General features: G+C 55.4%; 17 protein-coding genes. 5 read left to right on the plus strand and 12 right to left on the minus strand.

Annotated features, from left to right (window positions below; all coding sequences use genetic code 11):
• Nucleotides 1–76: 76 nt before the first annotated feature.
• A complete protein-coding gene (locus tag MHI24_RS02515) occupies nucleotides 77–529 on the minus strand; it encodes a YlbF family regulator (RefSeq protein ID WP_340023992.1) in 453 nt (150 codons plus the stop codon).
• A 24-nt stretch (nucleotides 530–553) separates the two neighbouring features.
• Complete coding sequence (gene miaB / locus MHI24_RS02520; protein ID WP_340023993.1) at nucleotides 554–2,104, minus strand: tRNA (N6-isopentenyl adenosine(37)-C2)-methylthiotransferase MiaB; 1,551 nt, start codon at nucleotides 2,102–2,104, stop codon at nucleotides 554–556.
• A gap of 176 nt (nucleotides 2,105–2,280) precedes the next feature.
• Between miaB and MHI24_RS02525 the strand changes: the two genes are divergently transcribed.
• On the plus strand, nucleotides 2,281–3,063 hold the full coding sequence (locus MHI24_RS02525) for a MerR family transcriptional regulator (protein WP_340023994.1): 783 nt from the start codon (nucleotides 2,281–2,283) through the stop codon (nucleotides 3,061–3,063).
• Complete coding sequence (locus tag MHI24_RS02530) at nucleotides 3,060–3,536, plus strand: hypothetical protein (RefSeq protein ID WP_340023995.1); 477 nt, start codon at nucleotides 3,060–3,062, stop codon at nucleotides 3,534–3,536. The genes MHI24_RS02525 and MHI24_RS02530 overlap by 4 nt, the downstream gene beginning before the upstream one ends.
• 154 nt (nucleotides 3,537–3,690) lie before the next feature.
• On the opposite strand, the gene MHI24_RS02535 is transcribed toward MHI24_RS02530, so the two are convergent.
• The 4 genes from MHI24_RS02535 to rhaB form a co-directional block, all read right to left on the minus strand.
• Nucleotides 3,691–4,785 (minus strand): NADH:flavin oxidoreductase, encoded by a 1,095-nt coding sequence (locus tag MHI24_RS02535; RefSeq protein ID WP_340023996.1) that lies wholly within the window; start codon nucleotides 4,783–4,785, stop codon nucleotides 3,691–3,693.
• 104 nt (nucleotides 4,786–4,889) lie between these two features.
• Complete coding sequence (rhaD, locus tag MHI24_RS02540) at nucleotides 4,890–5,735, minus strand: rhamnulose-1-phosphate aldolase (protein WP_340023997.1); 846 nt, start codon at nucleotides 5,733–5,735, stop codon at nucleotides 4,890–4,892.
• A 13-nt stretch (nucleotides 5,736–5,748) separates the two neighbouring features.
• Nucleotides 5,749–7,005, minus strand: a complete 1,257-nt coding sequence (gene rhaA / locus MHI24_RS02545; protein ID WP_340023998.1) for an L-rhamnose isomerase — start codon at nucleotides 7,003–7,005, stop codon at nucleotides 5,749–5,751.
• Between the two features lie 34 nt (nucleotides 7,006–7,039).
• The gene (gene rhaB / locus MHI24_RS02550; protein WP_340023999.1) at nucleotides 7,040–8,500 is read right to left on the minus strand and encodes a rhamnulokinase; all 1,461 of its coding nucleotides are present in this window, start codon (nucleotides 8,498–8,500) and stop codon (nucleotides 7,040–7,042) included.
• 244 nt (nucleotides 8,501–8,744) lie between these two features.
• Between rhaB and MHI24_RS02555 the strand changes: the two genes are divergently transcribed.
• The gene (locus tag MHI24_RS02555) at nucleotides 8,745–9,500 is read left to right on the plus strand and encodes a DeoR/GlpR family DNA-binding transcription regulator (protein WP_340024000.1); all 756 of its coding nucleotides are present in this window, start codon (nucleotides 8,745–8,747) and stop codon (nucleotides 9,498–9,500) included.
• 36 nt (nucleotides 9,501–9,536) lie between these two features.
• Nucleotides 9,537–10,592, plus strand: coding sequence for an ankyrin repeat domain-containing protein (locus MHI24_RS02560; protein WP_340024001.1), 1,056 nt, complete (start codon nucleotides 9,537–9,539; stop codon nucleotides 10,590–10,592).
• A gap of 28 nt (nucleotides 10,593–10,620) precedes the next feature.
• Here MHI24_RS02560 and MHI24_RS02565 read toward each other — a convergent pair whose 3' ends face one another.
• The 6 genes from MHI24_RS02565 to MHI24_RS02590 all read right to left on the minus strand — a co-directional run bounded on the left by MHI24_RS02565 (nucleotide 10,621) and on the right by MHI24_RS02590 (nucleotide 17,839).
• The gene (locus MHI24_RS02565) at nucleotides 10,621–11,910 is read right to left on the minus strand and encodes an L-serine ammonia-lyase, iron-sulfur-dependent, subunit alpha (RefSeq protein WP_340024002.1); all 1,290 of its coding nucleotides are present in this window, start codon (nucleotides 11,908–11,910) and stop codon (nucleotides 10,621–10,623) included.
• Nucleotides 11,911–12,190: 280 nt separating this feature from the next.
• Entirely contained in the window at nucleotides 12,191–13,084 is an 894-nt protein-coding gene (gene gnd, locus MHI24_RS02570) for a phosphogluconate dehydrogenase (NAD(+)-dependent, decarboxylating) (RefSeq protein WP_340024003.1), read from the minus strand.
• Nucleotides 13,085–13,154: 70 nt separating this feature from the next.
• Complete coding sequence (gene zwf, locus MHI24_RS02575) at nucleotides 13,155–14,696, minus strand: glucose-6-phosphate dehydrogenase (RefSeq protein WP_340024004.1); 1,542 nt, start codon at nucleotides 14,694–14,696, stop codon at nucleotides 13,155–13,157.
• Nucleotides 14,697–14,871: 175 nt separating this feature from the next.
• Nucleotides 14,872–15,102, minus strand: a complete 231-nt coding sequence (locus MHI24_RS02580; RefSeq protein WP_340024005.1) for a hypothetical protein — start codon at nucleotides 15,100–15,102, stop codon at nucleotides 14,872–14,874.
• Between the two features lie 6 nt (nucleotides 15,103–15,108).
• Nucleotides 15,109–16,326: a Ger(x)C family spore germination protein gene (locus MHI24_RS02585; protein WP_340024006.1), complete on the minus strand. Its 1,218-nt coding sequence runs from the start codon at nucleotides 16,324–16,326 to the stop codon at nucleotides 15,109–15,111.
• Between the two features lies 1 nt (nucleotide 16,327).
• On the minus strand, nucleotides 16,328–17,839 hold the full coding sequence (locus MHI24_RS02590; RefSeq protein ID WP_340024007.1) for a spore germination protein: 1,512 nt from the start codon (nucleotides 17,837–17,839) through the stop codon (nucleotides 16,328–16,330).
• 179 nt (nucleotides 17,840–18,018) lie between these two features.
• Here MHI24_RS02590 and MHI24_RS02595 point away from each other — a divergent pair, with 179 nt between their 5' ends.
• Complete coding sequence (locus tag MHI24_RS02595) at nucleotides 18,019–19,125, plus strand: endospore germination permease (protein ID WP_340024008.1); 1,107 nt, start codon at nucleotides 18,019–18,021, stop codon at nucleotides 19,123–19,125.
• Nucleotide 19,126 lies beyond the last annotated feature (1 nt).

Here is a 19,126-nt window from a genome sequence, read left to right on the forward strand (position 1 = left end):
TAGATCATCCTTTGCCGCAACTATTGTTGGTTGTTCATAAAGGGACGGATGGACATCCGCCCCCCGGGTCCGTCACTTAATCGCCGCAAGTGGACGGAGGCGCTTCTGTGCCTGCTTCCACATTGATTTTGTCCGAGACGGTGTCCCGAATCACAGAAATGACCAGCTGCAGCAGATAATTAATATCGCTCTGGCTCTGCTGGAACTCGTTCACCAGCGGGATGCTGTCGATTTCATCCTGAAGGGCGGCAATCTCTCCCTCAATCTTCGCAACCATCGCCTGGTTCTTGAAGCTCTCGAAGGCGACAATCTCCTTCTGCTTCTTCTTAATGGCAGCGATCAGCCCCTGCACACGCTCATGCTGCTGAATCTTCTGCTCAGCCTGCTGGAACTGGCGGACCTCCTCGCTGGTGGAGATGAGCGCAGCCAATTCCTTGGCCTTGCCCATAATATCTTCACGTACAATTAAATCACGGGTGTTGTGGGTCACCATCCCATATGCATTCAATCGCGCCTCTTCCTGGCTCAAGCTTCTCGCCCCATTTCTATAAGTTTAACGGACTGCAGCGGCTTCCGCCTGATAGTCCCCCTGGATGTACCAAGTCTTCGCTCCGGTAATTCTAACCTGCACCATCGTGCCGACCAGTGAAGCCGGGCCTGCAAAATGCACCAGCTTCCCGTCACGCGTCCGTCCGGCGAGAATCTGCTGGTTGTTCTTGCTCTCGCCTTCCACCAGCACCTCAGCCAGCTTGCCCAGCATCCGCTCGTTGCCCTGCCGGCTCTGCTCTTTGATCAGATCGTTAAGGCGCTGGAGACGTCCGCTCTTGACCTCAGCCGGAACATTATCCTCCATCCCGGCGGCCGGTGTCCCTTCACGCGGAGAATAAATGAAGGTATACGCCATATCATACCCTACTTCGCGCACCAGCGACAATGTCTCCTCGAACTGTTCTTCCGTTTCACCGGGGAAACCGACAATAATATCGGTCGTCAGCACCGCATCCGGCACACCTGCCCTGATCTTGTGCACCAGCTCCAGATACGCTTCCCGCGTATATTTGCGGCTCATCCGCTTCAGCACCGCCGTGCTTCCCGACTGCACCGGCAGATGGATATGCTCGACCAGATTGCCGCCTTTGCCCAGCACATGAATCAGTTTATCGTCAAAATCGCGCGGATGCGAGGTCATGAAGCGCACTCGCGGAATATCGATCTTCCGCATATCGTCCATCAGGTCGCCGAAGGTATAATCGATGTCCGTGAAGTCCTTGCCGTAGGCGTTGACATTCTGCCCCAGCAGCGTCACCTCCTTGAACCCCTGGCGGGCCAGCTCCCGCACCTCAGCCAGCACATCCTCGGGCCGTCTGCTCCGCTCCTTGCCCCGTGTGAACGGCACAATGCAGTACGTGCAGAACTTGTCGCAGCCGTACATGATATTCACCCAGGCACGCAGCCCCTCCCGCTTCTTCGGCAGGTTCTCGATGATGTCGCCTTCCTTGGACCACACCTCGATGACCATCTCCCGGCTGAATACCGCTTCCTTGATCAGCTCCGGCAGACGGTGAATATTATGGGTGCCAAAAATCATATCGACGAAGCTGTGCCGCGCCATGATCCGGTTGACCACGCCTTCCTCCTGGGACATGCAGCCGCAGACCCCGAGCAGCAGGCCCGGCTTCTCCAGCTTCAGGGTCTTGAGATGACCCAGCTCGCCGAACACCTTATCCTCCGCATTCTCGCGGATCGCACAGGTATTCAGCAGGATGATATCCGCCTCGCTGCGGTCAGCCGCCGCCCGGTAGCCGAGCTGCTCCAGCATCCCTTTTATCGTCTCTGTATCATGTTCATTCATCTGGCAGCCGTAGGTGGTAATATGATAGCTTTTGCCGCGCCCGAAATCCTCCATCTCCGGCGGAATCTCGAAATGATAGTGGACCTCGATCTCTTCCTTGCCCCGGCGCTTGCCTTCTCTATAATCGGGCTGGCTGTTGATCTGCACGTTTCTGCCTTTGATCCGGTAGGTGGTTTTCCCGTCGGATTCGCTGATGATTCTGGCATCTGAGAAATCAAAATATTGCCCGTAATCCTTGCTCCCCTTCGCCACGCTTAAGTCACATCCTCTGCTGATGTCCCCGTATTTTCAGAGCTTTTCTAAGGTAAAATTATATCATAAGACTCCCAATAGATACCATTCTATGTCTGAGGCTAAATTGAATTTAAAAGCTTTACTGTAACGTATACGTTATCGTTTATAGTGTTGTTGAGGAGGGAAGCGTAACGATGATCCGCATCGGAGAGTTAGCGAAGACAGCAAATATCAGCAAAAGAACCCTGTATCACTATGAGCAAATTGCGCTGTTACAGCCCACACTTATTACAGAGAACGGGTATCGCTATTATGATGCCCAGGCCATCCTCCGGCTGCAGCAAATTCTTTTATTGAAATCGATTGGCTATACCTTAGAGCAGATTAAAGAGCTGTTAGCGAATAAGCATGCTGCCCAAGAAAATGATCACTGGATCGCTTCATTAAACGAACAGATCGAGCTGATTGAACAGAAAAAGGAAGAGCTGAGCCGTAAGCAATATTATCTCCGATCAACCATTCATGCCATCCGGCTCAAGGGAACGGAGCAATTGCAGGATCTGACACGCATCATTCATGCCATGAATGACCGCCCTTTGACTGAAGGAATCATACCGGCCGAATTCACGGAGGATTCCCCTTTTACCCATAAGGAAACCGCGGTTCTTCAGCATCTCCCTGTGCTTGGCAGCGGCAGCCGGCGGATGGAGGAGCTTGTAGACATTCTGGAGCAGGCAGTACGGTTGAAGTCCTCCTCTCCCTATTCTCCAGAAGCACAGACGCTGGCAGGCAGGTTGTACGGCAAGGCCTTGGAGCTATTCGATGGGGATGCCGGGCTGCTGGATAAGTATTGGGAGCAGATCAGACCCGCTGACGGGGCAGAGCCTGTCGTGATGGGCATGGACCAGGCCTTCATGGCCTTCGTAGATGAGATGATCCGCTATTATCTGCAAACGAAGAAAGGAGAGCAGACATGAGCAAGGCACGACAAACAGGAATTAGAATTAGGAAAAAAGGAATGACAGCGCTGCTGGCCGGTGTATTGCTTCTAGTAACGGCTTGCGGAATAACACCAGAATCCAAGGAAGGAATGAACGCTGAGCCCTCCCCTATACAGGCTGAACCGGAGGCTGAGGCCATACGGGTCGAGGTGCTAATTGAAAGCGACAGCGATTCGGCCGTAAATTATGAGGTGGACATCGATGCCCGGAAGCACCCGCAAAGTGTGTATCTGGATACGATTGAACTTCCGTATCGAGAGGAATTTACTGTCCCCAAGGACACCTTCATTCCGCTGAATTCCACCAAGGTGCAGGCAGAAAAAGATGAAGCGGCCACTTGGATAAGCTGCACCATTCTGTATGACGGAGAGGTGGTCGCCACTCACAAATCCAGAGGGGATACGGCGAAGGCCGTATGCGAGAAGACCTTCCAATTGGGGCCGGGATAAGGGACAAGGCCTCAGTCATCGGATCTCCAGCTTCACGGACAAAAGAAAACACCCCATGCCCACGGTCATCAGCGGATAAACACAAGTTTATGTTTAGGCTGATGCTGTTGAGCACAGGGTGATTTTCTTTGACCACTATCTAGTTTAGTACAAATTAGTACAAGGTCTTGGTCGCCTCGGAGGTGAACGGAATAATCTCATCCGTCTTGCCCGCCTGCACTTTGGCAGGCCATGCCGGATCGCTGATCAGCGCCCGTCCAACTGCAACCAGATCGAATTCGGCCTGCTCGAGGCGTTCCAGCAGACGGTCGATATTATCCTCCTGATTCTTCTCCGTGACCGCACTGGTGAATGCACTGTCCAGCCCTACAGAACCTACCGTAATGGTCGGCTTGCCTGTGATTTTCTTCGTCCAGCCCGCCAGATTAAGCGGCGAGCCTTCGAATTCAGGCTCCCAGAAGCGCCGGGTCGAGCAATGGAAGATATCCACGCCCGCATTGCTGAGCGGGGTCAGGAAGCGGGTCAGCTCATCGGGAGTCTCCGCCAGCTTAGCGTCATAGGCTCCGGCTTTCCATTGGGAGAAGCGCAGTACAATCGGGAAGTCCGGTCCAACAGCGCGGCGGCAGGCATCGATAATCTCCACGGCGAAGGTGGTCCGCGCCTCCAGGTCGCCGCCGTATTCATCGGTCCGGCGGTTGGTCTTCTCCCAGAAGAACTGGTCGATCAGATACCCGTGGGCTCCGTGCAGCTCAATCCCATCGAAGCCGATATCCTTGGCTGCCTTAGCCGCCTTGGCGAAGGCGCTGACAATGCCCTGAATCTGGCTCTTGGTCATCGGCTCCGTAATCTGCTCTCCGGCCAGGTTAAGCCCGGACGGGCCGATAGGCAGCGCTGAGGCATTCGGCAGCTCACCGATGGTGCGGGCCATACCTACATGCCATAGCTGAGGTATGATTTTGCCTCCGGCTGCGTGCACCTCACGCACGACCTGCGCCCACCCCGCGAGAGCCGCTTCGCCGTGGAAGCTCGGAATATTCTGATGGCTGACTGCCGCCGGATGGTCAATGGCGGTGCCTTCGGTAATGATCAGCCCCACCCCGCCTTCCGCGCGTCGGCGGTAATATGCCGCAACCTCAGGCCCCGGCACACCCTCCGGCGAATGCACCCGGGTCATCGGCGCCATGACTACGCGGTTAGCCAGTGACAGGCCCCCGCCTTCAAACGGTTCAAACAATGCTGCAGCGTTCATAATCAGCCTCCATTTCATATGATGATTACTTTTAGTAAGCAATATTATGACGCTTCCCGGCATCAAATGCAAATGGGCTGCTGAGCAGAACAGCAATTATATATTTATAAGTCCAGAATGCCGGCTCTTGGCGTCACGCGGAAGGCAGCGGCCAGATCAGCCAATTGCTGATCGGTAATCTTCTGCTTCACTTCTCTTCCGCCGATCAGATTATAGACAATAGCGGCCTTCTCAATCGTCTCTACCAGACCGAACGTCGCATCCATAGTCTGGCCGGTCACGAAGATGCCGTGCTGCGGCCAGATGACTACGCGGTAATCCTTCATTTTGTCCGCGGTGGCCCGCCCGATCTCACTGCTGCCGGGAACCATCCAGGGAATGACGCCGACGCCATCCGGGAAGACCACCAGACATTCCGTGCACATCTCCCACAGGGTCTTGGTGAATTTCAGCTCATCCAGATCGTGGGTAAAGGTCATAGCTATGACATTCGTTGCATGGGTATGCAGCACAATCCGGTGCGCCGGGTCTGCCTTCAGCCGCTCGATATGGCTCATGAAATGCGACGCCAGCTCACTGGTCGGTACAGCACCGTTACGCAGGCCCCACAGCACTTCAACGCTCCCGCCGTCGGCGCTTACCCGCAGCACCCCCAGATTGGCCTCCGGGTCCTTGATGACATTGCGGAAATACTTGCCCGATCCGGTAACGATGAAGTATTTGCCCGCCAGCTCAGCCACCGGGAAGGTGAGGCTGATTGTACGCAGCGGCTCGCGGATATTGATATACTTAGCTACCTCAGCTTCATCCAGAAGGTAACTGACGTTCCCCCCGTTCAGCTCATCCCAGCCCAGGGACCACATGTGATGGGTGATTTCAGCCATTTCCCCGATGAACGGCGCAGTGACGCCGGAAATATAACCTTTGGATTCGATTACGGAAATACTCATATGCTCTCTCTCCTTATCTGTTAGCCAGAACATCCTGCTCATAGCGCTTCACTTCAGCCAGCCATTGCTCCCGCACCGGGGTCCCCTGCGAAGCACAGTAGTAATCCCAGACTGCACCGAACGGATAGGACTTGAATTCCTCTACCAAGGCCAGCCGTGAAGTGTAATCACCGGCCAGCTCAATGGCCCGCAGCTCCTCTACCGGCTCCAGCATGGCGCGAAGCAGAGCCTTAATCGTATTGCGTGTGCCGATGACCCAGGCGGCCAGGTGGTTGATGCTGCCGTCGAAGAAATCGAGGCCGATATGCGTGCGCGGCAGTAAATCTCCGCGAACCAGCTCGCGGGCAATCTCCAGCAGCTCATCATCCATCGTAACGACATGATCGCTGTCCCAGCGGACCGGCCGGCTGACATGCAGCAGCAGCTGGTCGCTGAACATCAGGATGGAGCTGAGTTTGTTAGAAATCACTTCCGTTGGATGGAAATGTCCGGCATCCAGGCAGATGGCCTTGCCGCGTGTCAGGGCATATCCCATATAGAATTCATGGGAGCCGACGACATAGCTCTCGGAGCCGATGCCGAACAGCTTGCTCTCCACCGCATCGATATTGTACTGCGGGTCGATTTCCTCACTGAAGATGTCATCCAGCGATTCCTTCAGGCGGTTACGCGGTGCCAGCCGGTCCACCGGCGTGTCCTTGTAGCCGTCCGGCACCCAGAAATTGGTGACACACGGCTGGCCCAGCTCGCGGCCGAAATGCTCGGCTATCCGGCGGGCAGCCTTGCAATGCTTAATCCAGAAGCTGCGGACGGCTTCATCCGCATGGCTGAGGGTGAAGCCGTCGGCCGCCTGCGGATGCGAGAAGCAGGTCGGGTTGAAGTCAAGGCCCAGGCCCTGCTCCTTCGCCCACTCCACCCAGCCTGCAAAGTGACGCGGCTCAAGCTCATCCAGATCGACCTGCTCGTCGGTATCGGCATAGATGGCGTGAAGATTGACCTTGTGCCTGCCGGGAATCAGCGAGAGCGCCTTCTCCAGATCCCGGCGCAGCTCCTCCGGCGTTCCAGCGCGGCCGGGATAGCTTCCGGTGACGGCAATGCCGCCGCTGAGCGCTTTGTCCTTGAACAGAAAGCCTTGCACATCATCGCCTTGCCAGCAGTGCAGAGAGATTTTGATCCGGGCCAGCTTCTCCAGCACCTCATCCGTATTAATGCCATGAGCGGCATATAATTTCTTGGCTTCGTTATAACTGCTTGTAATGCTCTGATCCATGCTGTGGCCTCCTTAAGTATGGTGATGCTCTTCATCAATTGCCGGCGGTCTGAAGCTGTTCCCAGCGGGCCAGGAGCGTCTCCAGTCCGGGGACCGCCCGGGGCAGATAGGACTTTACGGGAACGGAACGGGCGATCACCCTCCGGGCCTCCTGAATACCGGTCAGCCCGCCCGTCCCGATCATCTGTACGGCCAGATTGCCAAGCGCCGTCGATTCGGACGGCCCGGCCAGCACCTCCCTGCGGGTGACATCGGCAGTCAGCTGGCATAGCAGCTCATTATTTGCACCGCCGCCAACGATCTGCAGCATGTCTATGCTTCTGCCGGTCAGCCCCTCCAGCTCGGCCAGATACGTATGGTAAGACAAGGCCAGGCTATCGAAGATACAGCGGGCCAGCTCGCCCGGCGTCTGCGGCACAGGCTGGCCGCTCTCCAGGCAGGCCTGGCGGATCTCCCGGATCATATCGTCCGGGTTCAAGAACCGGGGATGATTGCACGGAATCAGGCTGCGGAAGCCTTCGCACGCTCCGGCCTGCTCCGCCAGCTCAGCGAAGCTGTGCCTGGACCCGTCCAGCCGGCGCACCTCCTGGATCAGCCACAGCCCCATAATATTCTTCAGGAACCGGTACGTACCGTAAGCGCCCCACTCATTGGTATAATTGGCGGCCATCGCTCTGCAGTCATTGATCGGCTGATCCAGCTCTACGCCCAGCAGAGACCAGGTTCCGCTGCTGATATAGGCAGAGGACCGTCCCTCCGGCACCGGCGCACCCAGGACTGCGGAAGCGGTATCATGTGTCGCTACGCAGATTAGACGGCACTCGGGCAGATCATGCTTCACCCGCAGCTCCTGCGTAATGAAGCCAAGCTCTTCACCTGGTTCGGTCAACGGAGCGAACTTCTCCCGCCGCAGCCCGAGGAATTCCAGCAGCTCAGCATCGAAATCACGGGCCGCAAGATTCAGCAATTGCGTCGTGGATGCGTTCGTGACCTCGTTCATCTTGCGCCCGCTGAGCCGGTAATAGAGATAGTCCGGCACCAGCAGAATCTGGTCTGCCGCCTCCAGCTCCTTCCGGTCATGCACATACAGCTGATACAGCGTGTTGAAGCTGAGCTGCTGGATGCCGGTCTTGGCGTAGACCTTCTCCGGCGGAAGCAGCCGCCCGACCTCTTCCATCACCCCGTCCGTGCGGCGGTCACGGTAAGCGTAGACCTCGCTGATCCGCTTGCCTTCGCTGTCCAGCAGCACATAATCAACGGCCCAGGTATCGATGCCGAGTGTGCATTCGTGAATACCGGCGAGCTTCGCCTGGTGCAGACCGGTCAGTATCTCCTGCAGCAGAGCATCGATGTCCCAGTAGCAGGAGCCACCCTGCTCGCTGAAGCCGTTGCGGAAGCGGTGAAGCTCCTCCAGCTTGAGACTGCCGTCCACAAGCCTTCCAAGTACAAGCCGCCCGCTGGAGGCGCCGATATCGACGGCGATATGATTGTTCATAGGGAATCTCCTGTCTAGATAATAGGTGGACTATGCATATCGTTGCTCTTCTCATCGTAATGGGATATATCTTTGTTGTCAACAAATATAATATTTTACATGTTGATTTTATTTGTTTATTGTCCGTTTCACAGATTTAGTCTAGTGTAAATGTGGTTTTTGGCGGAGATTTCTGTTAACTTTATTGTACAACACAGATGATGCAATCTGAATGGACTTGATCTGAACCGGAAAGGTGATATGTATGCTCGCTGCCGAAAGACGCAAAAGAATAATCGACCTGATCCACCAGGACAAACGGGTGCTTGTATCCGACCTGAGCCGGATGTTTGAGGTTACAGAGGAGACGATCCGCAGGGATCTGGAGAAGCTGGAGAAGGACGGGATCGTCAGCCGGACCTATGGCGGTGCGATGCTGAACAGGCATACCAATGAGGATCTGCCGTTTCTGACCCGGGGTGCCCTTAATACAGATATGAAGCGCGACATCGCCATTAAAGCGCTGGAGTTGATTAATGACGGCGATACGCTGATGGTCGACCCCAGCTCGACCTCGCTTGAGGTGCTGAAACTGCTGGTCAACAAAAGCAATCTGACGCTCATCACGAATTCCATCCATATTCTGCACGAGTTCGCAAATTCAAGTCTCAACATTATATCCACCGGCGGTTCCCTGCGGCACCGTTCCTTGTCGCTGGTGGGTCCGGTAGCCCATGAGACCGTTCAGCGCTACAATGTGGACACTGCCGTGATCAGCTGCAAGGCCCTCGATATGGAGCGCGGGGTGACCGATTCCAATGAACCGGAATGTGAGCTGAAGAAGCATATGCTGCGCCAGGCGGAGAAGGTCGTGCTGCTGGCTGACCATACTAAGTTCGGCAAGACCGCATTCGCCGGACTCGCCGACCTGAGCCGGATCGATGTGCTGATTACGGACCGCAAGCCTTCCGATGCCTGGATGAAGCTGTTGGCTGAGAAGAACGTGGAAGTGCTCTATTAATGTCATTGCAATGATTCTAGAGAGGAGAAGCCGTATATGGGGAAAAAGAGGAAAACCTTGCCCGCCGATTTCGGCGAACTGGTGCTGTCAGAGGATATCGGTACGTTAAAGGCGGTTTTTGATAAATGTGACTGGAATGCGTACGGAGGCTACAGCAAAGGCACCGCACTCAGCTTCCGGCAAGTACCGGACGAGCTGGTCCGCTGGCTGGTGGAGCAAGGCGCGGACATCAACGCCAGAGACAGCTACCAGCGGACACCGCTGCACTCGCAGGCCGGAACGTGGTCAGGGAATCTCTCCCTGCTGCTTGACTTGGGTGCCGAGCTGGAGGCGCTCGATTATCAGGCCGAGACGCCGCTGCACGCGGCGGCCTCTGCTTACCAGGTCAGCGCCGTCCGGGAGCTGCTGGCCCGGGGAGCGAATGTCCATGCAGAGAACCAGCGCGGCTATACCCCGCTCGCCAAAGCCCTGCTGCAATGCCGCAACATCGATATCGTCCAAATGGCGGACATCTCGGAGCTGCTGCTTGCAGCCGGAGCGGAGGTCACGCCGGAGATGAAGGCAGCCGTCGAGAAGATTGGCAAGAATTTCGAATTCATCAAAGCTGATTTCAATAAAGAGTATCTGGATGAAACGGTAGCGGGGCTGCGCAGGCTCTATGCGATCTACCATGTTGACGCTGTTGCGGAACGGGTGATCCATGACGGAGTCTCCCCGATCCGCGTCTCCGCTGCCCGCTGGCAGGAGCAGCATCAGGCGCTCTGGGAGATGCTTGTGCCCGGTTCAGGACATGCCCGGACCGTACAGGGCGAGGTCATCCGCATTACAGGCCGGGTGTCTCATGAGATTCTGCATAACGGCGGCGGGAACTGGGATGCCGCTTACCGCCAAATGCTGGATGCGCTGCTGCGGCATCTGAGCTCAGGCACTCCGCTGGCCCCTGCCCGCCTGGAGGCAGCCTCCCGGCTTGCTGCCCGGCTGCGCAGCGGCTACGGCGATGATGAACCCGCCGGATTATGCGAGCTGGCGGTGGAGTGGGTCATTGCCAACCCGCAGCCCGTGCCGCTGCCGGAGCCGGATTACGAGCGCTGATGCCCAAGCTTTCAGCGTGAAGCAAGTGTCAGGAGGACGAACCCTTGGACAGCATAATGTTGAGAATCGCCTGGTCCGTTGCGGCAAGGCCCTCCTGGACCAGGGTCTCCATATTGCGGATCGTATCCTCCACCTGCTCGAAGATCACGCCATCATTGAGACTCGGCGATATATTATTCATAGCGAGGGTCGCGGACTGGATGGCTGCATTGGTAGCTGTTGAGATTTTGAGCGCACAGGTGGGCTTGGCACCATCGCAGATCATTCCGGAGGTAGAGGCAATCGTGTTCTGGATGCTGTGCTTGATCTGGTCCAGACTGCCGCCCATCAGATAGACGATACCGCTGCCTGCCCCTACGCCCCCGGCAATGCCTGAACCACAGAGCGGCGAGAGGCGGCCGATGTAATGCTTGACATGGATGGTGATCAGGTTGCTGAGCGCCATCGCTCTGGCCAGCGTCTCCTCATCCTTGCCGAGAAGCTCGGCAAGGGCGATGACCGGCATGGTGCAGGCAATGCCCTGATTCCCGCTGCCGGCGGTGGTCATGACCGGCATGGCGCTGCCGTCCATCCGCGCATCCGAGGCCGCTGCGGTGGCGGCAATAATCCGGTTGGCCACATCCCCGCCGAACAGATTGACGGCAGACTGCTGGCTCATTTTCCGGCCCACCTGCAGGCCATACTCCCCGCGCAATCCTTCCTCGGAGATGGCTTTATTCATATTCGCCCCTTCCAGCAGGAAGCGCAGATCCTCGAAATCGGTAGTCTGGATGAACGCATAGATGTCCTCCAGGGAGACCGAGTACACCTCATCAGCCAGCGTGTGAGGGTCTTCGCAGTCGGCCTTGTCCACTTTTGGCTCAAGCCGCTTGCCGTCCTTGGCAACGGAGACCACATTGGTATGCTCCTTGGCCACGATTACCGTTGCAGTATGGCTGCTGCTGCGTACTGTAGCCTCAATATATAATTTCTCCGGCGTATCCTTCAGCTCTACCTTAATCAGCTTCCGCTTAAGAATGTCCTCGGCCTTAGCCAGCTCCTCCGGGGTCAGCCCGGACAGAATCTCCAGCTTCCGGTGCGAGCGGCGCACTACCGCCCCCAAGGCCGCCGCAATCGGCAGCCCGGTCTGACCAGTGCCCGGAATCCCGACACCCATGGCATTCTTGATAATATTGCCGCTAAGGTGCAATTCAATCGCCGTCACTTCTTCCTCTACCAGCTCGGCAGCCAGGGAGACTGCATAAGCCACCGCAATAGGCTCTGTGCAGCCTTCGGCCGGAGCAATCTCCTGCCGTAATACTTCAAGTAGGTTCACCATTCACCAATCACCATTCCCTCTGTCTATCTGTCTGTAGTTATTACTATATAGTACATCAGATAGACAGCCCGGGGAACTCCCGTTATTAACCATCACCCGCCCAGCTTCACCGGCCGCTTCAGCCCTTCCGTACAGGCCCTGATTCTCCATCCACAGCCATGACAAAGAGCAGCACCTCTCCTTTAATGGAAAAATGCTGCTCCTCCGCTCGTCAAGCCCACACCACTTCCGGGGAATTCGGGTGCATTAGTTCCAGCTCAAGCCTCAGCCGGGCAGTTGTTTACTTCGTCTCGACCGCATGACCGCCGAATTCGTTACGCAAGGCGGCGACGACTTTGCCGGTGAAGGTGTCGGTCTCCAGTGACCGGTAGCGCATCAGCAGTGCCATCGCGATGACCGGAGTGGCCGCCTGCAGATCGAATGCCGTCTCCAGCGTCCATCTGCCTTCCCCGGAGGAATGCATGACGCCCTTGATTTCCTCAAGCTTGGCATCCTTGGAGAAGGCGCGCTCGATCAGCTCCATCAGCCAGGAACGGACGACAGAGCCGTTGTTCCAGACGCGGGCCACCTGCTCGAAGTCGAAGTCATATCCGCTCTTCTCCAGCACCTCGAAGCCTTCACCGATTGCAGCCATCATTCCGTATTCAATGCCGTTATGCACCATCTTCAGGAAATGCCCGCTGCCCGATTTGCCTGCATACAGATACCCGTTCTCTACAGCGGTATCACGGAACAGCGGTTCAACCACCGTCCATGCCTCTTCATCACCGCCGACCATATAGCAGGCGCCGTGGCGTGCGCCCTCCATTCCGCCGGACGTTCCCGCATCCAGGAAGTAAACGCCGCCCGCACCAAGCTCCTCATGCCGCCGGATCGACTCTTTATAATGGGAGTTCCCGGCTTCAATAACAATATCCCCCTTTGACAACAGCGGCTTAAGCTCAGCAATGACCGTATCTACAATCGTATGGGGCACCATAATCCAGAGGATGCGCGGAGATTCCAGCTTGCCGGTAAGCTCCTCAAGGCTTCCAGCCGCAGACGCCCCGTGCCCGGCCAGCTCCTGCACCGCAGCGGGGTTTACATCATACGCCACGACCTCATGATCATGCTCTAACAGATTCTGGCCCAGATTAAGGCCCATTTTGCCAAGTCCGATTAAACCAACTTTCATTATGAATCCCTCCGAAAAAGTGTAGTCATATATAAGCTAACTCTGTCCGCTTGCTGTTACAACTTGCCGCTTATGCTCCCGGCCGGATGACATCCGGCTCGATCCCGGCTGTCCGATGGACACGTGCAGGCTCTTCTGCATTCTCCGGTTCATCCAGCCACCAGTGGAACTCGCCAAGGAGCTGATCTGCCGCGGCCGGGCCATTAGATCCGGCAGGATACAGTTCCAGCGGCAGGCTGCCTTCTGCTGTTGCTTCGATTATAGGCTGAACCCATTGCCAGGACAACTCTACTTCCTCCCAATGGGCGAAGAAGGTGGCATCGCCGAGCATCGCATCATAGATCAGATTCTCATAAGCCTCCGGCACATCGGAATTGCCCGGCTCATGCTTAATGCTAACCAGCTCAAGCTCACCGTGCTGAAGCGGGTTCTTAGTGTTCAGCGTCAGGGAGATGCCCTCATGCGGGCCAATATCAATCACCAGCAGGTTAGGGTCAAGCGGCAGCTTGTTACGGTTCATGTTATGCACATCATTAAACGGCTCTTTGAATTCTATAACAATCCGTGTGGCTTTCTCCTTCATGCGCTTACCTGTACGAATGTAGAACGGCACATCCTTCCACAGCGGATCATCGATCCATAGGCGTGCTGCAATATACGTCTCATTCTGTGAAGTGGCTGCGATTCCCGGTTCAGCGGTATACGCAGGCACTTGCTGTCCGCGCATCTCCCCCGCTGCGTACTGGCCGCGCACTACATGCTGTGCTACCTCTTCGGGGAGCAGGGGCCGGACGGAACGGATGACATGCCGCTTTTTGCTGCGGACGTCTTCTGGTGTACTCCCTTTCGGAAGCTGCATCGCCATCATCATGAGCAGTTGCAGCATATGGTTCTGGAACATGTCGCGCAGCGCGCCAGCCTTATCATAGTAACCCGCCCGCTCTTCCACACCCACCGTCTCACTGGCGGTAATCTGGACATTCGCGATATACCGGTTCTGCCACAAGGCCCGCAGCACAGGGTTAGAATATTTCAGTACCTCCAGGTTCTGCACCATCGGCTTGCCGAGGAAGTGGTCTATGCGGAAGATTTCCTCCTCTGCAAAAGCTGCACTCAAGCTCTCATTCAGCATGCGTGCCGACTGCAAATCCCGTCCGAACGGCTTCTCGATGATCAGACGCTTCCAGCCCTTGGTATCCCCGAGTCCGCTGGCATTGATATTACCGGCAATCTCCCCGAAGAATTCGGGACCGACCGACAGATAGAACATCCGGTTCTGCGGGAGTCCCAGCTCTGCTTCGCGGCGCTCTACATGTCCAAGCAGCTTCACATAATCCTCAGGACGTCCCACATCCAGCACACTATATTCGAAAGCCCGCAGGAAATTCTGCAGCACTTCTGTATCCTCTACCGTCCGGCGCGAGAAGGTACGCAGGGAATCAAGCACCTGACGCCGGAATGTCTCGCTTGAGAGCTCCCTTCTGCCCAGCCCAATGACAGAGAGAGGACCGGAAAGCTTACCGTCAGCGAACAGGTTGAATAGAGCGGGGAAGATTTTTCGCTTCGCCAAGTCCCCGGTTGCGCCAAAAAGTACAAATGTCGATGATTCCACTTTCATTCCTCCCGTTATTATCTTTTTAATATATAGTTACTTATTATTACTAATGAACTTTATAAATTACATCATACGACTATAAAATCAATTCGTCAATCTCATTTCGACATTTACGATAATTACCCAAACATGCCAAATAGCAGGCCTTCCATCAGAAGACCTGCTGAGAAACTCAGAACCAGGAAGAGACCAGATCATTAAACGGTTTATAGAGCACTGCAAGAAACAGCAAAGGGCTGGGGACCTTGATTCCCAGTAGCGTACAGACCGAGGCAGCTAGTCCGCCAATCCAGAGCACGAAGTACACCAGGCGGTCCCGCCGCCTCTGCCTGCCCTTCAAGGATGGGAGATCAATCGCCATACAGCCTACAGCCAGAATGAAGAACATCGTCACCATCAGCACGCGGGATCACTCCTTGATTTCATCAATGAAAGAATTATCGATCGTTCCTACCCGGTTGATGATTACCTCAGCCTTGTAATGCACGGGCAGGTGTGCGAGATAGTTCTCCTGCTCTTTCAGTTTGTACCACGCCTTGGGGCTCTTCCGGTAGACCGATTGGCCGAATCCAAACGAATCCACATTATAATTTTCAGTAATATTCTTTACCGCCTCCTCCATCCGTTCTACAATCCGCTCCTGTGTCTTCAGCTCCAGTTCATGGATTTTCCTCTCGTTATCCAGCTTGTCCGGCCCTTCGATTTCCTGCACATTACATAACGCCTTTACACTCAGAAAAATATGCGGCTCGCCCTCTATGATTTTCACCTTGCGCTTGGTTGTAGTATCTAGAGCCTCCATCACGATCAGGCTTCCATTCTTGTCTTTGAAGTATCCTGTGTTCTTCGTCACATTATCAATGATATAGTTGTAGCCCACCGTGATACCATCATCCATCCAGCCGATCAGCTTGTCCTTTTGAAAGAGAGCAACGCTTTTATACTGAAGCCTTGTGTTTGGATTGGTCCGCTCCACATTGGCCTTGTCGCCGCCCGCTTCGGGGTCTCCTTCTATTTCCACACCCGTCAGGACGGGATTTCTCCCTTCATACAGCAGATCCTCAATGAAATCGTCCAGCGTAACAGCTACGGTTGTGGAGGAGATTCTATAGGACTTGTCCAGTGAATTAAATAATTTGTTCGCGGGCAGACGGTCCAGCGGGGTAAGCACCTTCAGCACGTTCCCGGCAGTCGTCCCGCGTGCCACCATGACATAGAAATCCATGCGCGGCTCCCGGCTCCGCTTGATCACATCGAGCGTCTCGGCAAGGCCTTCACGCGCCAGTTCCTCCCCGACCACCATTACACGGATATGTCCCAGATACGGGGAGCGGGGGCTGAGCAGATTGAACTTGCGCAGCGATTCGTAGATTGTTTTGACCTTGAAGCTATAGAGCACGACGGGTACACCGCTTCCCCCTGAGCCTCCGGCGCTCTGTGAGGTGATAGAGGAAGGGATCACCACCTGCATGGTGACCATATATCCATCCTCCACCTTGTCCAGACCTAACCCCAGCACAAAAGCCAGCTCGTTCAGCTCCTTGCGCTCCCAGCACCCGGTAAGCAGCACAGGAAGCAGCAATAAGGGCAAGCAGACCGACAGGACCTTCATCATCCGCTTCTTCATCTTAAGACCCTCCCTGCTTCTTTGGAGGAGCCTGCCGCCGGAGGTTCTGTGTGCGGTTCTGCTTGGGTCTCGTTCTGAGCCGCGGCCAGGTCAGCCTGAAGATGGAATCCTTAAGATCCTCCTGGATGTAAGGGCCGATCGGGCTCATGTAGGGAACGCCGAACGAGCGCAGGCTGACGAGATGCAGAACAAGCACGAACACACCGCATAGAATCCCGTACAGTCCCATGAATCCGGCCAGCCCAATCATTACAAAACGCATAATTCTTGCTGCAACAGCCATCCCTGCTTCCGGAATGACAAAGCTGGAGATTGCAGTAATCGATACAATGATCACCATGGCCGAGGAGATGAAGCCGGCGGCAACTGCCGCCTGCCCGATGACCAGCGTACCGACAATGGAGACCGCCTGGCCGACATTCTTCGGAATTCGCACTCCCGCCTCGCGCAGAATTTCGTAGGTCACCTCCATTAACACCGCTTCGACAAAGGCCGGAAACGGCACCGTCTCCCGCTGGGCGGCCAGACTGATCACAAGATTGGTTGGAATCATCTCCTGATGGTAGGTAGTGACTGCCACATAGAAGGCGGGTGCGAACATCGTCAGGAAAAAGGCCAGAAACCGAATCCCCCGCAGCAATGTAGAGATATCCGCCCGCTGATAATAATCCTCCGCCGACTGAAAGAACGAGACAAACACCGTTGGCGCAAGCAGGACAAACGGAGTGCCGTCCACAAGAATGGCGACTTTCCCCTCCAGGACCCCTCCGGCAATCGTATCTGGACGGTCACTGTTATACATGGTCGGAAACGGCGTAACCGCTGTATCCTGAATGAACTCCTCAATATAACCGCTCTCCAGAATGCTGTCGGTATCGATCGCATTCAGGCGGCGCTTAACCTCAGCGACCAGATCGGGACTGGCAATGTGCTTCAGGTACATGATCGATACGCTGGTCTGGGTCACCCGGCCGATCTGCATGGTCTCCAGCCACAGCTGGCTGTCTTTGATTTTGCGGCGGAGCAGGGCGGTGTTCGTCCGCAGGTTCTCGGTGAAGCCCTCCATCGGGCCGCGCACCACAGACTGCGAGCTGGGTTCACTGACATTGCGGTCCTCCCAGCCGGGCAGGCCGATGCGCAGCGCCTCCGCCGAGCCCTCAACCATGATCATCACGTTGCCGGACAACAGATCATGAATGAAGGGAGTAAAGTCCCGGACGATGGTCACATCACCGGCCAACAATACGCGCTTGCTGAGAATCTCTATTTTCCGCTGCGGATTCTCTTCCTCCAGCAGAGCACAGATCCGCCCCTCTTGCAGTGAATACAGAATAGAATTATGCAGCAGCTGATTGTCGATAAGGCCGTCAATATAGAAAACAATAAGCTCCGTATGTTCACCCAATTGCAGCCGTTTGCTTACCAGATCCGTGCTCTGGCCCAGCTGGCGGGACAGCTGTTCCGCATTGTTCTCCAGCCGGGTGGATAATTTGCCGTTCGTATCGTCTGTCATCTGCAGCCCCACCTCTTCTTCTGAGCAATTCTGTACGGTGATAGTTTGGTTGGAGGGTTAGATAATTATTCCTGAGGGAGAGCCTGCATATCCGGCACATATTTCTGGAAGGAGCTGTCATACTAAGAAGATTGCAGCAAGACCTGATCGTGTCCATTTGATGGAAAGGAGAACTAGGGGTGAGCATTGAAAAGGAACGTATCAGCACAGCGCAGATGGTTATTCTCGGTCTCTTCACCTTGATTGGTGACATGGCGCTCGTCTATCCGACTACCATGACCACCGGAGCCCATCAGGATGCCTGGATCGCCGCACTGATCAGCATACCGCTCGGCTTGGCGCTCATCTTCCTGCTGGTCACCGTCGCAAATATCAATCCGGAGCGGAGCATTATTGAAATCGCCCAGATGGTGCTGGGCAAATGGGTGAGCATTCCGGTAAACGTATTCTATCTGAATTTCTTCATCCTCGCCGCCTCGACATATGTCCGCGAGATGGAGGATTTCCTGACGACCCAGATTTATGAGGGAACGCCCGGCGGAGTCATCCGCTTCATGAGTCTTGTGATTCTGGTGTACGGCCTGCGTCTGGGACTGGAGTCGGTGGGCAGAGCCGCACAGGTGTTTTTTCCGCTGTTTGCCTTATTTCTGGTCTCGCTGATGGTTCTCTTGTTCCCGCAGGCTCGGGTCGACCGGCTCTACCCGATGATGACTACACCTCTGCCGGAGATGCTGCATACTGTTATGTTCGGCGTGTTCTATCCGTTCGGAGAGATGTGTGTCTTCCTCATGATCTATCCGTATGCCCGCAAGAGCAGCAAGGTCAACCGCGATATCTTCTTGTCCATGTTCCTGGGGGCGGTGGGGCTGAATCTGATTCTGTTCCTCTCCCTGACCGTGCTGGGTGTCTATTTCTCAGAGCATAATTTCTATGCCGCCTACATCCTGGCCCAAAAAATCAATATCGCCAACTTTCTGCAGCGGCTGGAGGCGCTGATGGCGACTGCCTGGATTATTACTACTTATTTCAAAACTGCGGTATATTTCTATGCCTTCGTCCTGGGAACTGCCCAATTGTTCAAGCTGAAAAATCACCGTCCGCTCATCTTTCCCACTGCGTTTCTGATTTACGGACTGTCAGAGCTGAGCGCTCAAAATATCGTCTTCTATGTGAAGGAAATCCCGGTCTATTGGGTTGATTGGGATTTCACAGTCGCCTTCGTGCTCCCGCTGGCCATCCTCATCGTCTATAAAGTGAGACAATCCAGAGCATCCCCGCAACAATAAA

Origin of the sequence: Paenibacillus sp. FSL K6-1096, assembly GCF_037977055.1 — a bacterium.
GTDB lineage: Bacteria > Bacillota > Bacilli > Paenibacillales > Paenibacillaceae > Paenibacillus_AQ.

What these genes read in the sequence shown, in the direction of transcription:
- MHI24_RS02525 (WP_340023994.1), top strand. Translation starts at nt 2,281, where the DNA reads ATGATCCGCATCGGAGAGTTAGCGAAGACAGCAAATATCAGCAAAAGA.
- MHI24_RS02530 (WP_340023995.1), top strand. Translation starts at nt 3,060, where the DNA reads ATGAGCAAGGCACGACAAACAGGAATTAGAATTAGGAAAAAAGGAATG.
- MHI24_RS02535 (WP_340023996.1), bottom strand. Translation starts at nt 4,785, where the DNA reads ATGAACGCTGCAGCATTGTTTGAACCGTTTGAAGGCGGGGGCCTGTCA.
- rhaD (WP_340023997.1), bottom strand. Translation starts at nt 5,735, where the DNA reads ATGAGTATTTCCGTAATCGAATCCAAAGGTTATATTTCCGGCGTCACT.
- rhaA (WP_340023998.1), bottom strand. Translation starts at nt 7,005, where the DNA reads ATGGATCAGAGCATTACAAGCAGTTATAACGAAGCCAAGAAATTATAT.
- rhaB (WP_340023999.1), bottom strand. Translation starts at nt 8,500, where the DNA reads ATGAACAATCATATCGCCGTCGATATCGGCGCCTCCAGCGGGCGGCTT.
- MHI24_RS02555 (WP_340024000.1), top strand. Translation starts at nt 8,745, where the DNA reads ATGCTCGCTGCCGAAAGACGCAAAAGAATAATCGACCTGATCCACCAG.
- MHI24_RS02560 (WP_340024001.1), top strand. Translation starts at nt 9,537, where the DNA reads ATGGGGAAAAAGAGGAAAACCTTGCCCGCCGATTTCGGCGAACTGGTG.
- MHI24_RS02565 (WP_340024002.1), bottom strand. Translation starts at nt 11,910, where the DNA reads ATGGTGAACCTACTTGAAGTATTACGGCAGGAGATTGCTCCGGCCGAA.
- gnd (WP_340024003.1), bottom strand. Translation starts at nt 13,084, where the DNA reads ATGAAAGTTGGTTTAATCGGACTTGGCAAAATGGGCCTTAATCTGGGC.
- MHI24_RS02585 (WP_340024006.1), bottom strand. Translation starts at nt 16,326, where the DNA reads ATGAAGAAGCGGATGATGAAGGTCCTGTCGGTCTGCTTGCCCTTATTG.
- MHI24_RS02590 (WP_340024007.1), bottom strand. Translation starts at nt 17,839, where the DNA reads ATGACAGACGATACGAACGGCAAATTATCCACCCGGCTGGAGAACAAT.